The sequence below is a fragment of the Sphingomonas sp. UV9 genome (assembly GCF_004101245.1).
Classification (GTDB): Bacteria; Pseudomonadota; Alphaproteobacteria; order Sphingomonadales; family Sphingomonadaceae; genus Sphingomonas.
In genome coordinates this window covers 979122-992951 of record NZ_SCIN01000003.1, presented here as the reverse complement: position 1 = coordinate 992951, position 13830 = coordinate 979122, and the positions used below count along the sequence as shown (strand labels likewise).

The following is a 13830-nucleotide window of genomic DNA, read 5'->3' as shown; positions in this document are numbered from 1 at the left end:
CCCAAGCTGTTATCCGACCAGAGCGAGCCTCGTTTCCGAGGTCTTCAGCTCCACCTTGGTGACACCGTGCAACGACTCGATGTGCTCGGCAAGCTCGCCGTCGAGCAGAAAGTCGCGGCCGAGCAGGATGCACAGCTCGCCATCGGGCAATTGCGCACGCACCCGCACCTCGCCGCGCGCACCGCGATGGTCCGCGAGCAGAGAGGCGAGCCCGGCGAACGCGCTCATGTCGGAGATCGTCACGACGACCTGGAAGCGCGCAAGGTTGGCAAGGCCCTCGAACGGCTGGATGCGCTTGATGCTGACGCGCGGCGTGTCCTCGCCGGGCTTGCGATCGAGCTCGACGGTGATGAGGCCGCAGCCGCCCGCCTTTGCCGCCTCTTCGAGGTCCTTCGACACCTGCTCGTCGAAGCAGGTCGCCATGAACTGGCCGCTGGCGTCGGAGCATTGCGCCATCATGAAGCGCTTGCCGCGCGCCGACGTGCGGTAACGCGCGTCCTCGACCAGCACCGCCATCGTCGCGCCCGCGCGGCTGCCGTCGTCGGGGATGTTGAGTTCGGACAGCGCGGTATAGGCGCGCGCGCCGTGGCTGTTGGCGATGTGGCGGTGGCGATCGACCGGGTGCGCGGAGAAATAGAAGCCGAACGCCTCCTTCTCCTGATCCATCCGCTGGCTGAGCGTCCAGCGCACCGCGGGCGGCAGCTTGATCGCGTCGCCCGCGGGTTCGGCATCGCCGAACAGCCCCCCCTGCCCGCTGGTCTTCTGTTCGTGCGTGCGCGCGGCGATCGCAAGGATCGTCTCCGCGGTGGCATGGATGCCCGCGCGGTTGGGCTCGAACGAATCGAATGCGCCCGCCGCAGCGAGCGTCTCGAGCTGGCGCTTGTTGAGCAGACGCGGATCGACCCGCTTGGCGAGATCGTCGAGGCCGGCGAACGGACCATTCTGGACGCGCTCGACGATCAGCTTCTCCATCGCGCCTTCGCCAACGCTTTTGAGAGCACCGAGCGCGTAACGGACCGCTAGATTGTCCCCCTGCGAAGGCGGGGGCCCAGACTGGGCACCCGCCTTCGCGGGTGAACATTCTGCTGGTGGAGCGTCAGCTTCTGCCAACACCTCGACATCGAACTCGGCCTGGCTCGCGTTGATGCAGGGCGGCAGCGCGGCGATTCCCAGGCGGCGCATGTCGTCGGTGAAGATCGCCAGCTTGTCGGTCTGGTGCAGGTCGTAGCACATCGAGGCCGCGAAGAATTCGTGCGGGTGATGCGCCTTCAGCCACGCGGTCTGGTACGCGAGCAGCGCATAGGCGGCGGCGTGGCTCTTGTTGAAGCCGTAGCCGGCGAACTTGTCGATCAAGTCGAACAGCGCGTTCGCCTCGGCCTTCTTGATCCCGTTGACGGTCAGGCAGCCCTCGACGAAGCCCGCGCGCTGGGCGTCCATCTCGGCCTTCACCTTCTTGCCCATCGCGCGGCGCAACAGATCCGCGCCACCGAGCGAGAAGCCGGCCAGCACCTGCGCGGCCTGCATCACCTGTTCCTGGTACACGAAGATCCCGTAGGTCTCGGACAGGATCGGTTCGAGCAGCGGGTGCGGGTAGTCGATCGCCTCGGTGCCGTTCTTGCGGCGGCCGAACGACGGGATATTGTCCATCGGGCCCGGTCGATACAGCGACACGAGCGCGATGATGTCGCCGAAATTGGATGGGCGGACCGCGGACAGCGTGCGGCGCATGCCCTCCGACTCGAGCTGGAACACGCCGACGGTGTCGCCGCGCTGGAGCAACGCGTAGACGCCGGCATCATCCCATTCGAGCGCATCGAGATCGACGATGACGCCGCGCTTGGCGAGCATCTGCAACGCCTTTTGCAGCACCGACAGCGTCTTCAGCCCGAGAAAATCGAACTTCACCAGCCCTGCGCCCTCGACATATTTCATGTCGAACTGCGTGACGGGCATGTCGGAGCGCGGATCGCGGTAGAGCGGGACGAGCTGTGCGAGCGGCCGGTCGCCGATCACCACGCCGGCGGCGTGCGTCGACGAGTGGCGCGGCAGGCCCTCAAGCTTCATCGCCAGATCGAGCAGCTTCCGGACCGCGTTGTCGTTGGCATATTCCTTCGCCAGCTCGCCGACGCCGTTCAGCGCACGCTCCAAGGTCCAGGGATCGGTCGGGTGGTTGGGTACCAGCTTGGCGAGGCGGTCGATGTGGCCGTAGCTCATCTGCAGCACGCGGCCCGTATCCTTGAGCACGGCGCGCGCCTTCAGCTTCCCGAAGGTGATGATCTGCGCGACTTGATCGCGGCCGTATTTCTCCTGGACGTAGCGGATCACCTCGACGCGGCGGGTTTCACAGAAATCGATGTCGAAATCGGGCATCGACACGCGTTCCGGGTTCAGGAAGCGCTCGAACAGCAGGCCCAATTTGATCGGATCGAGATCGGTGATCGTCAGCGACCAGGCGACGACCGAGCCAGCGCCCGAACCACGGCCCGGGCCGACCGGAATGTCGTGATCCTTCGCCCATTTGATGAAGTCCGCGACGATCAGGAAATAGCCGGGAAAGCCCATCTGGACGATCACGTCGACCTCGAACGCGAGGCGCTTGCGGTACATCTCGCGCCAGCCGTCCTCGCCTTCCCCGTGGAGTTCGGTGATGCGCGCGAGGCGCTTCTCGAGGCCCGCCTCGGCGTCGTCGCGGAGCAGCTTGGCCTCGCCCTCGATATCGCCGGCAAGGCTCGGGAGGATCGGCTTGCGGTAGGGTGCCATCACCGCGCAGCGCTGCGCGACGACGAGCGTGTTGGCGATCGCCTCGGGCAGGTCGGCGAACATCTCGTGCATCACCGGCGCGGGCTTCATCCAGGCTTCGGGGCAGCTGCGGATGCGGTCCTCGGTCTCGACATAGGTCGAATGCGCGATGCAGAGCATGGCGTCGTGCGCGTCGCCGAACGCGCTCTCGGTGAAGCAGCACGGGTTGGTCGCCACCAGCGGCAGGTTGCGCGCATAGGCGATGTCGATCAGCGCCTCCTCGGCGGCGATCTCGGTCGCGTCGCCGCGGCGCGACAGCTCGATATAGAGCCGGTCGCCGAACAGGCCCTGGAGGCGGTCGAGATACGCTTTCGCACGGTCGGGCTGCCCTTCCGCGAACAGCCGGGCGAGACCGCCCTCGCCGCCTGCGGTCAACGCGATCAGGCCGTCGGTGTGGCGTTCTAGCGCGGCAAAGTCGACATGCGCGGGCATCTCGATCGGGCGGTCGAGATGCGCCATCGAGACGAGCGCGCACAGATTGTCGTAGCCCGTCATATTCTGAGCGTAGAGCGCGATCCAGTCGAACGGCGTGGCTATGCCGTCGGGCATGTCGGGGCGGCTGACGCCCAGCATCACACCGATGATCGGCTGGACGCCATCCTTCTTGGCGGCGTCCGAATAGGCCATCGCGGCATACAGCCCGTTGCGATCGGTGAGCGCGGCGGCGGGGAAGCCGAGCGCTCGCGCCTGCTTGGCGATCGCCTTCGGATCGATCGCGCCGTCGAGCATGGTGTAACAGGAGAAGACGCGGAGCGGGACGTAACCGGAGTGCATCGACGAGAGGTAGGCGCTGCGGCGTGATTCGACCAGCGCCGTTGGGGCATGAGCAGAGCCGGGACGCGATGAGTTGAGGCGGAAGGTGTGGAGAGCGGGAATTGCCGACCCGCCCCCTTCCGTCATCCCGGGCTCGACCCGGGACCCAGGATCACGGTCGGCGGACTGCGTGGCTCTGGATCCTGACCTTCGTCAGGATGACAGGGGTGTACGGGCAGCGCGTTCGGCCGGCACGTAAGAAGGGCGCGCCCGCGGTTTCGGTTTAGAAGTGTTCTCCCGGGAAGGCGGGAGTCCAGTCTGGGCCCCCGCCTTCGCGGGGGACCATTCTTGGTTTTGAGGGTGGCCTCACCCAACCCGCCACCCCGGCGAAGACCGGGGCCCAATTGGGAAACGCTGCTAACTCGGGGACGCGCTACGTTACTTCGACCTTTCCAATTGGGCCCCGGCCTTCGCCGGGATGGTAGTAAATGGCGTTTACAGCAGCTTCTCGATATCCTTGCGGATGTCCTCGGGCTTGGTGGTCGGGGCGTAGCGGTCGACGACATTCCCCTCCCGGTCGACGAGGAACTTGGTGAAGTTCCACTTGATCGCCTTTGACCCGAGCACACCCGGCGCATCGGACTTCAACCGCTCGAACAGCGGGTCCGCGCCTGCCCCATTGACGTCGACCTTCGCGAACACCGGGAACGTCACGTCGTAAGTCAGCGAACAGAAATTCGCGATCTCCGCCGCATCGCCCGGCTCCTGCCCGCCGAACTGGTTGCACGGAAACCCCAGCACTTCGAACCCGCGCGCGGCATAGTCGCGGTGGAGCGCCTCCAGCCCCTCATATTGCGGCGTGAACCCGCATTTCGACGCGGTGTTGACGATCAGCAGCACCTTGCCACGATAGGGTTCGAGCGAGGCCGCGGAACCGTCGGCGCTTTTCACGGTAAAGTCGGTGATGCTCATGCGCGATCCTCGTGCCGGGCCAGCAGATACGTCAGGTTCTGACGCACGCCCGGCCATTCGTGGCGGAGAATGCTGTAGACCACCGTGTCGCGCAAGCGGCCGTCCGCCATCACCTGATGCCCGCGCAACACGCCGTCGCGCTTTGCGCCGAGCCGCTCGATCGCGGCTTGCGACGTCTTGTTGAGCGCGTCGGTGCGGATCTGCACGCATTCGCAGCCCAGCGCCTCGAATGCGTGCCTCAGCAGCATCAGCTTGGCCTCGGTATTCACGCCCGTGCGCTGCACCGCCTTGGCATAGAAGGTGCCACCGATCTCGAGCCGCCGATGTGCCGCGTTGATCCGCATGAAGCGGGTCGTGCCGACCACGATCCCCCCGGCCTCCACCGCGAACAGCCGCGCACGGCCTTGGCGCTCCTGCTCGAACGCCGCGGCGAACCAGCGATCCGGGGCCTTCATCATCGCGACGTTGGCGTAGAACAGATTCCACAGGTCGCCCGCCGACGCCGCCGCGACCAGCGCGTCCTTGTCGCCGGCCACCAGCGGCCGGAGCGTGACGTGACGCCCGACCAGCGTCGGCGTCGCGTCCCAGCTCACGCCAGCCGCCCCTCGTGCAGCCGCATCACGCGGTCCATCCGCGCGGCGAGGCGCTCGTTGTGAGTCGCGACCACCGCCGCGGTGCCCTGTTCGCGGACCAGCCGGATGAATTCGGCGAAGACGATGTCGGCGGTATGCTCGTCGAGGTTGCCGGTCGGCTCATCCGCCAGCACCAGCGCCGGCTTGTTGGCGAGCGCGCGCGCCACCGCGACGCGCTGCTGCTCGCCACCGGAGAGCTGGCTCGGGCGATGCGTCAGGCGGTGGCCGAGCCCGAGCTGCGTCAGCAACTCCGCCGCGCGCCGGTCCGCATCGACCCGCGTCGCGCCGTGGACGAGTTGCGGAAGGACGACGTTCTCGGTCGCGTTGAAATCGGGGAGAAGGTGGTGGAACTGGTACACGAAGCCGAGGCTGTCGCGGCGCACCTCCGTCCGCTCATGCGCGTTCAGCTTCGACGCTTCGGTGCCGGCGATCCGGATCGAGCCCTGGAAACCGCCTTCAAGCAGCCCGACCGCCTGCAAGAGCGTCGACTTGCCCGAGCCCGATGGCCCGAGCAGCGCGACGATCTCGCCCGGCGCGATGGCCAGGTCGACCCCGCGCAGCACGTCGATGGTCGCACCACCTTGCGTGAAGCTCTTGGTCAGTCCGGTCGTCTGGAGGACGTAATCGTCGAACTTCTCGATCTGGCGGTCGATACGGAGGCCATTATTCATAACGCAGCACCTGCACGGGGTCGGTACTCGCCGCTTTCCAGGCCGGATAGAGCGTCGCGAGGAAGCTGAAGACGAGCGCCATCAGCGCGATCACGATGATCTCGACGGGATCGGTCTTCGACGGCAATTCGGTCAGATAGCGGATCGACGGATCCCAGAGATTCTGGCCGGTGACGAGCTGGACGAAGTTCACCACGCCCTGTCGGTAGAACAGGAAGATGAACCCGAGCACGAGGCCCGCGACCGTCCCTAGCGCACCGATCGTCGTGCCGACGACGATGAAGATGCGCATCATCGAGCCCCGCGTCGCGCCCATCGTCCGAAGGATCGCGATGTCGCGGGTCTTGGCGCGGACCAGCATGATCAGCGACGACAGGATGTTGAACACCGCGACCAAGATGATGATCGACAGCACGGTGAACATCGCCACCCGCTCGACCGCCAGCGCCTCGAACAGCTGCGCGTTCATCATCCGCCAGTCCTGGATCACGGCGCGGCCGCCGATCTTGTCCGCCAGCGGCTTGAGAATTTCACCGACCCGGTCCGGATCGACCGTGTTGACCTCGACGATTCCCGCCGCGTCGCCCATCAGGAGGAGCGTCTGCGCATCCTCGATCGGCATGATGATGTAGGCTTTGTCATAGTCGTAGACGCCGATCTCGAAGATCGCGCCGACGGTATAACTGACAATCCGCGGGACCGTGCCGAACGGGGTCGTTTGCCCCTGCGGACTGAATAGCGAGATATCGGAACCGACCTGCGCGCCGAGCGACTCTGCCAACCGTGATCCGATCGCAATCCGTCCGCTGCCCGGCGTGATCGACTGGAGCGACCCCATCAGCACCTTTTCGCGAATCGTCGAGTTGCGGCGGATGTCATCGACGCGCATGCCACGCACCATCACAGCCTCGGCGCGGCCATTATAGGTGGCGGCTAGCGGTTGCTCGATCAGCGGCACGGCGCTGGTCACGCCGGGGGTCGCGCGCGCCTGGGCGACGATCTCGCGCCAGTCGGGCAGCTTGCCACCGACGCCCTGCACCACCGCATGACCGTTGAGCCCGACGATCTTGTCGAACAGTTCGGCGCGAAAGCCGTTCATCACGCTCATCACGATCACCAGCGCGGCGACGCCGAGCATGACCGCGACCAGGCTGATCGAGGCGACGAGGAAGATGAAGGCCTCGCCCTTTCCCGGCAGCAGATAGCGGCGGGCTATCATCCGTTCGTAGCGGGACAGGATCATGGGCGGCCGGGTTCGTTCGTTAGGGAAACAGTCCTTCGGCTCTAGGACGCGCACCCGCGCGAGGCAACACGTGCGCGACAGCCGCGTACGGCAGCGCCCGCATGTGGAGGAGATGGGGATGATCTCACCCGATGGCTAGATTGGTATGTTGCGCAATCGCCACAGGGCTTATCCAATCGTGCCGCCGCACGCGCAAATACCGTGACAAAGCCCGCTCATATAACTAGCAAAAACCTCGCTGAGACACAGGCAACGGCCGTGGTTCGGGGACTGCTTTTACGCCGCACCAAAGGTGTTGAGCGAAAGCACAAAAATGGGGGCTGACGAGCGATCGTCACGCAGGCGCCCGGGTCGGCAACGGCCCGGGCGTTTGCTTGTCCGGCCTAGTTCTTTGGGCATTCTATGCTTTGGCTACACTGCGCTGCGCGGCCGCTTACAATTACCACGCCACTCTGTTGATTTACCGACAGTAGCCGAAGCCGAATAGAAACCCCGCCTTGCAAGTCTGGATTCTGACATTCGTACCCGTGACGGGATCGGCGGGTGCGCGCAGAAACGGTTGTCCACCGACATACCGACAAACGCGCAATTGCGGTCGCGCATGGCAGCACCCCAGGGAAACTTATCCAGCGATGTCAGGAATAAATGGTGGAGAGAGGGTCCTAAAACCGCGGCACTATGCACAGCCTTATACCCGAACCGACGATGATTGCCGCGCTCCAGCCTCGGCTTACCAAAGCCTCCGGGTGGGAGACTTTTCCCTGTAAACCGGGCGCTATTCCGCCATCACGGTTTAGAGAATCGCGGTTGGCCGCGGCGAGAGAGTCGCCCGCCGATCGCAAGGACAGAGCGGAAGCTTGCGCGGCCATTCGCAAGCTGTCCGCTGCCCGAGCGCGGTCAGAACGCGATCATGACCTTGCCGAGGTGTCCGGCGGCGGCGAAGTAGCGGACGGCGTCCGGCGCATCGTCAAAGGCGAATGTCCGGTCCACGACGGTCGTCATCCCGTTCGCGACCATTGCGTCGAGCAGGTCGACGAACATCGCGCGACTGCCGTTGGCGATGCCGCGGATCGTCACGTTCTTCAGGATGAGCGACAGGTAATCGGGGATCGCCGGCCCCTCGCCTGTCGACACGCCGATGACGATGATCCGCGCGTTGGCCGCGGCCGCTGCGATAGACTGTCCCAGCGTATCGACGCCGCCGGTTTCGATCACGATGTCGGCCCCCTTGCCGTTAGTCTGCGCGATGACCTCAGCCGCCCAATCGGGGGAAGTCCGGTAGTTGATCGTGATGTCCGCACCGAGCGTACGCGCCGTCTCGAGTTTGGCATCATGGGACGAGGTAATCGCCACCCGCGCGCCACGCGCCTTGGCGATCTTGAGCGCCGCCAGCGAGACGCTGCCGGTGCCGAGGCACAGCACGGTGTCGCCGGGCTTGACGCCGCATATCTCGACCAGCGCGTTCCAGGCCGTCAACGCTGCGGAGGCGAGCCCTGCGACATCCGCGTCGGCCAGTGAGTCGGGCACGCGGATCAAGGCGGCGGCGGGCAGGACGATGCGCTCGGCCAGCCAGCCGTCATGCGTGATGCCGATATCGTGCGCAAATACGTCCGCGCGGAACGCACCGTCCAGCCAGCTCGCGAAATGGCCGCAGACGACACGGTCGCCGACCGCGATCCCGGTCACGCCCTCTCCGATCGCGACGACTTCGCCGACGCCTTCGGACATCGGAATGCGGGTCTCCGACTGGCGAGGACCGTAGGTGCCGCGCAGCAGTTGAACGTCGCGGCTGATAAGGCCGACGAGGCGCGGGGCGACCAGCGCTTCGCCGGGGCCCGCAACGGGTTCGGGGCGGGTCGCCGCGACGAGCGCGTCGATGCCGTCCTGGGCGCCGATATGATAGGCTTTCATCGAAATCTCCTGCGTTGATTGATTGCGTGACGGGTGCGTCAGTCGAACGCCCGTGGGCCGGGCTTGAAGGCGTGACGGCTTGCGCGGGACGCGAGCACCAGGGCGATCAGCGTCGGCACAAGGACCGCCCAAGCGAGCGACCCTGCACCCAGATGATCGAGCAGCACGCCGCCGACGATCCCGCCCGCGGCGATCGCGCCGTTCCATACCGTCGTCAGCATCGCGTTCGCCAGATCGACGCCCTCTCCGGCCGCATCGGCAAGCGCCGTCTGAAGCTGAGTCGCGGCACCGCCGAACGACAGCCCCCACAGAATCGTCGCAACGATCGTCACCTCCCGGATCGCCGCAAACAGCCCGAAGGCCAACGAAACGGCCGCGAACACCGCCAGGCTGACGAGCACGAGTGGCCGCAACGCCCGATCGATCAGCACGCCCGTGACCCAGATGCCAACCAGCGCGGCAAGTCCGAACCCGAGCAGCACGAGATCGAGCCTGCCCTGCACGCCCGACAGCGCAGCGATCGGCGCGATATAGGTATAGAGGATGTTGTGGCCGGTGATCCACGCGAACAGCGTGACGAGCACGGTCCGCACGCCCGGCGTGCGGAACACGCGCGCGATCGACAATCGCTGCTCGGCGGGCTGTCCGGGGAAATCCGGCACCTGCCACATCACCCAGCCGATCAGGCCGAGCGTGGTGAGCGACATGAGCCAGAACGCCATCCGCCAGCCAAGCGTCGTGCCCAGCATCGCCCCGAGGGGCACGCCGATCGACAGCGCGAGCGGCGTACCGACCATCGCGATCGCGAGCGCCTTGCCGCGCAACGGCGCGACGACCATCCGCCGCGCATACCCGGCGATGATCCCCCAACCGAGGCCCGCGGCGACCCCGCCCATGAACCGCGCGACCAGCGTCAGCGCGTAGGACGTCGATACGGCCGTTACGCAGTTGAAGATCAGGAAGCCGAAAATCGCGACCAGCAACGTCGGCTTGCGGCGCCACCCTTGCGTGTACAGCGTCAGCGGGATCGCCGCGAGCAAGGAGCCGACGGCATAGACGGTGATCGTCTGCCCGGCGAGCGACTCCGATACGTCCAGCCCCGCTGCGATATGCGGCAACAGCCCGGCAGGCAGCGTCTCGGTCAGGATCGCGGTGAAGCCGGTCATCGCCAGCGCCAGCAGCGCGGAGATCGGCAGCGTCTCGCTCGCGCCGGCTTCGGTCGGAATCGATTTTGGACGCACGCAACACTCACTTCTGGATCGACTGATCCAGTGCATTCGATGACCGAAGCCCGCTTGTCAACGAATAATGGATCGATTAATCCATAACGTCAGGAGCGGAGACTTATGGCACGGAGCGGACGACCGCGTGGGTTCGACCGGGATGCGGCGCTGGACAGCGCGATGCACCTGTTCTGGGAGCACGGCTATGAAGGCGCGTCGCTGCTGACGCTGCGTCACGCGATGGGCGACATCTCGTCGGCGAGTTTCTACGCGGCGTTCGGCTCGAAGGAAGCGCTGTATCGGGAAACGCTGGCGCGGTACCTGGACCGGCATGGCAGCATCGTCGAAGCGCTCGACGACGAACGATTGCCGCCGCGCGCACGGCTGGAACAGGCGTTGTTGGCGTCGGTCGCGGTACAGACCGACCTTGCCCATCCCACCGGTTGCATGGTCACCTTGTCCGCAATGATCTCGTCCGAGGCAAGCGAGCCGATCCGGGCGCTGACCCGGTCCGAACGCGACGTCACGCGCAAGGCGATGCACCGGTGTATCACTGCAGGCGTTAGCGCGGGCGATCTCGATCTCACCACAGATGTCGCAGGGTTGGTCGCGCTGTACGACGGACTCATGCTGGGTATTTCGATACAAGCGCGAGACGCGGTACCCGCAAACGCCATACGATCAGGGATCAAGCACGCAATGGCAGCCTGGGACGAGAACCGCCGCAGTTCACGCACCTGACTTCGAATGGTGCGTACTGAAAGACAGGAGTGCCCCGTTAGCTCGATGTCTGTTGAACAAGACACCTCTCGACCCTCGCTGACCGAAACATCTGTTATCGGTACAAAAAGCCCAATGCTCTGGGCGGATTTCGTCACCTCGCAACTCGATAGGCGCGATCGAGCTGCCCCAACAGCTTCCCCGGATCACGAATTTTTTGCCAGGCAATCGTGTCAGACCCGCGAGTCTTGGGCCTTCTGCAATTCCGCAAACCGAATAGCGCCTTTCGCAAACCGCAATGCTTGGGATGAAGCAAGCTCAGTTGTTGAAATCAACAGACCTGCTGAAGCCGCTCGATCGTCGTACACCAAAGCAACAGGTCGGCATCAGTCTGATGATACCGGTCGCGTTCTTCATCCGCTGGGCAAAGTCGCGCTCAAAGTCCCAGCTCCTGCAGTCCCGGATGGCCGTCCGGGCGTGGACCGAGCGGCCAGTGCAGCAGCCGCTCACTTTCGGCGATCGCCACATCGTTGATGCTGGCGATCCGGCGCGTCATCAGCCCATCGGTGGCGAATTCCCAGTTCTCATTCCCATAGGATCTGAACCAGTTTCCCTCCTCGTCACGCCATTCGTAGGCGAAGCGCACGGCGATCCGATTGCCGTCATGTGCCCAGAGCCCCTTGACCAGGCGATAGTCGAGTTCGCGCTGCCACTTGCCGGTAAGGAATGCGACGATTGCGTCCCGCCCCTGCAGGAAGTCCGAGCGGTTTCGCCAAACGCTATCCGGCGAGTAGGCAAGCGCGACCCGCGAGGGATCGCGGCCGTTCCAGCCGTCTTCAGCGGCACGCACTTTTTGAAGGGCCGTCTCTCGGGTGAAGGGGGGCAGCGGCGGGCGAGACATGGGCGTTGTCCTTTCAGGGTCACGCAAAAGGTGTGGCCAATTCCAGGCGGATGCCACCGGGAATGAATACAAGGAAGTGGCGCGTCGCCGATCCCGCGCGGATTTGGCTTGGTGCGGCGTCGACGATAACTTCGGGATGGGAGCTGATTTTCTTCCATGCTTCGTCCAGCGCATGGTCGTCTGCGACAGCGAGCGACAGATGGTGCAGGCCGATATTGGCACGGCGATCGAAGGCGCGCGCGGTCATGGGATTGGCCGCTCGCCAAAGCGTCAGCAACACCTTGCCATCTGATATGAAGATCGAGGGATAGTCCGGCACACCGCCGACGATCTCGAAGCCCAGCACGTCGCAAAAGAATGCACGCGCCTGTTCCAGATCGGGGACGGTCAGGCCCACATGATGGACGCCGCAGGTCAGCGTATCGGTCATGATTGCAGTCCCTCCAATTCTATAACCCGAGCGCGCAACTGTGCAAGCTCGTCCCTCAGCGGCCGGGTGGCCCCTGCAATCTGCGCTTCAGAAAAGAGCGGAAGAATATGTTGGGGGCAGTTCCAGTCGAACCCGACGATGTCGATCACGAAGGCCCGCTCCGGCTCGGCATCGTAGCCCGGCGTCATCAAAGCCGCGATGTCGACCGGGTCTCTGCTGGTGCGCGCGTGACCGATCATCTTGAGACGGCGCCGGGCGGAATAGTCCATCAGGAACAACGACACCCGGTCATCGGCGGCAACGTTCGCCGTCGAAAGATACTGGCGGTTGCCCCGATAGTCGGCAAATCCGATACGGTTGCCGGATAGCTGCCGGAGGAATCCAGCCGGGCCACCGCGATGCTGGATGTAGGGCCAGCCGTCCTCGCTGGTGCTGGCCATGTAGAAGCTGTGGCGCGCTCCGATGAATTCCAGTTCCCGTTCAGTAAGGACATCGATCTCGCCGGCCTGGCCCTCCATCCGGGCGTAGGACGCGCGCGATCCAGCGGCCTCCTGCAAGGCGCGAGAGCCGGGGCCGAACATCGTGCGGAGGAAAGTCTGTGCCATGTCCGGCACCTAGTATATTGCGGAGGCAATGATAATTCGTGCCAATCGGCGTTCACTGTTTCGGTTTGGAGAATAATGGATCGGTTCGAGACCTTGACCGCTTTCGTTGCGGTTGCCGACCAGCGCGGCTTTGCCGCAGCGGCGCGAGCGTTGGCCGTCTCTCCGCCCGTCATCACACGTGCCGTGGCGGCACTTGAACGGCACCTTGGCGTGACGTTGTTCCACCGTTCCACCCGGGCCGTGTCGCTGACCCACGAGGGCGCGGCGTTTCTCGACCGCGCGCGCAGGATCCTCGCCGATCTGCGCGAGGCCGAGCAGGTGGTCATGGGTGGCCGATCGGCGCCACGCGGGCAGTTGTACGTCACGGCGCCTGTGATGTTCGGTCGAAGGCACGTGCTGCCAGTAGTCGGCGCGCTTCTGGCGAAACATGATTGCCTGACCGCGCGCATGCTGCTGCTGGATCGGAACGTGCGCATCGTCGAGGAGGGGATCGACGTGGCCGTGCGAATTGGCACGCTCGCGGACAGCGCGCTGCGCGTCGTGTCGATCGGGTCGGTGCAACAGACGATCGTAGCCAGTCCGGCCTATCTGGCGGACCGAGGCATCCCGGTGTCGCCGGACGATCTGAAGCGCCACATGTGTATCGTCGGCAATGGCGTTCGGACGGGCAGCACCTGGCAGTTCGGCACGATGGGCGATGCTTCGATCGAAGTCGTGCCGCGTCTGACCGTGAATACCGTTGATGCCGCCATCGATGCGGCCGAGGGCGGACTGGGGCTGGCCCATGTACTGAGCTACCAGTCTTCGGAAGCCATTGCCGCCGGCCGGTTGGTAAGGGTGCTGGCGGACCATGCACCGGCACCGATACCGGTGAACCTGCTGTACGATGCCGGCCGCGCGGCGATGCCATCGGTCAGCGCCTTTATCAACGCCATGCGCGAGCGAGCGAGGCACGAGGTCTGGAACTGAT

12 protein-coding genes are annotated in these 13830 nt (G+C 65.0%); 2 read left to right on the top strand and 10 right to left on the bottom strand.

Going from position 1 to position 13830, the window contains the following annotated elements; translation table 11 throughout:
* Nucleotides 1-9: 9 nt before the first annotated feature.
* The 7 genes from dnaE to EQZ23_RS16865 all read right to left on the bottom strand — a co-directional run bounded on the left by dnaE (nt 10) and on the right by EQZ23_RS16865 (nt 10222).
* A complete protein-coding gene (dnaE, locus tag EQZ23_RS16895; RefSeq protein ID WP_128455534.1) occupies nt 10-3573 on the bottom strand; it encodes a DNA polymerase III subunit alpha in 3564 nt (1187 codons plus the stop codon).
* Nucleotides 3574-4047: 474 nt separating this feature from the next.
* Nucleotides 4048-4524, bottom strand: coding sequence for a glutathione peroxidase (locus tag EQZ23_RS16890; RefSeq protein ID WP_128455533.1), 477 nt, complete (start codon nt 4522-4524; stop codon nt 4048-4050).
* Nucleotides 4521-5117, bottom strand: a complete 597-nt coding sequence (locus tag EQZ23_RS16885; RefSeq protein WP_240663633.1) for a GNAT family protein — start codon at nt 5115-5117, stop codon at nt 4521-4523. The genes EQZ23_RS16890 and EQZ23_RS16885 overlap by 4 nt, the downstream gene beginning before the upstream one ends.
* Nucleotides 5114-5827, bottom strand: a complete 714-nt coding sequence (locus tag EQZ23_RS16880; RefSeq protein ID WP_128455532.1) for an ABC transporter ATP-binding protein — start codon at nt 5825-5827, stop codon at nt 5114-5116. Before EQZ23_RS16880 ends, EQZ23_RS16885 begins: the two co-directional genes overlap by 4 nt.
* A complete protein-coding gene (locus EQZ23_RS16875; RefSeq protein WP_128455531.1) occupies nt 5820-7070 on the bottom strand; it encodes a lipoprotein-releasing ABC transporter permease subunit in 1251 nt (416 codons plus the stop codon). Before EQZ23_RS16875 ends, EQZ23_RS16880 begins: the two co-directional genes overlap by 8 nt.
* Before the next feature lie 897 nt (nt 7071-7967).
* Complete coding sequence (locus EQZ23_RS16870; protein WP_128455530.1) at nt 7968-8981, bottom strand: NAD(P)-dependent alcohol dehydrogenase; 1014 nt, start codon at nt 8979-8981, stop codon at nt 7968-7970.
* A 38-nt stretch (nt 8982-9019) separates the two neighbouring features.
* Nucleotides 9020-10222 carry an MFS transporter gene (locus EQZ23_RS16865; RefSeq protein WP_240663632.1) on the bottom strand — a complete coding sequence of 401 codons (1203 nt, stop codon included), beginning with the start codon at nt 10220-10222 and terminating at the stop codon, nt 9020-9022.
* 105 nt (nt 10223-10327) lie between these two features.
* On the opposite strand from EQZ23_RS16865, the gene EQZ23_RS16860 reads away from it, so the two are divergent.
* Nucleotides 10328-10945 carry a TetR/AcrR family transcriptional regulator gene (locus EQZ23_RS16860; protein WP_128455528.1) on the top strand — a complete coding sequence of 206 codons (618 nt, stop codon included), beginning with the start codon at nt 10328-10330 and terminating at the stop codon, nt 10943-10945.
* 415 nt (nt 10946-11360) lie between these two features.
* Here the strand turns inward: EQZ23_RS16860 and EQZ23_RS16855 are convergent, their stop codons facing one another.
* Genes EQZ23_RS16855 through EQZ23_RS16845 form a run of 3 tightly spaced genes read right to left on the bottom strand, consistent with a single transcriptional unit; the run spans nt 11361 to nt 12860 of the window.
* The gene (locus EQZ23_RS16855) at nt 11361-11825 is read right to left on the bottom strand and encodes a nuclear transport factor 2 family protein (protein ID WP_128455527.1); all 465 of its coding nucleotides are present in this window, start codon (nt 11823-11825) and stop codon (nt 11361-11363) included.
* Nucleotides 11826-11844: 19 nt separating this feature from the next.
* On the bottom strand, nt 11845-12255 hold the full coding sequence (locus EQZ23_RS16850) for a VOC family protein (RefSeq protein WP_128455526.1): 411 nt from the start codon (nt 12253-12255) through the stop codon (nt 11845-11847).
* On the bottom strand, nt 12252-12860 hold the full coding sequence (locus EQZ23_RS16845; protein WP_128455525.1) for a pyridoxamine 5'-phosphate oxidase family protein: 609 nt from the start codon (nt 12858-12860) through the stop codon (nt 12252-12254). Before EQZ23_RS16845 ends, EQZ23_RS16850 begins: the two co-directional genes overlap by 4 nt.
* Nucleotides 12861-12935: 75 nt before the next feature.
* On the opposite strand from EQZ23_RS16845, the gene EQZ23_RS16840 reads away from it, so the two are divergent.
* Complete coding sequence (locus EQZ23_RS16840) at nt 12936-13829, top strand: LysR family transcriptional regulator (RefSeq protein ID WP_128455524.1); 894 nt, start codon at nt 12936-12938, stop codon at nt 13827-13829.
* Nucleotide 13830: the final 1 nt, after the last annotated feature.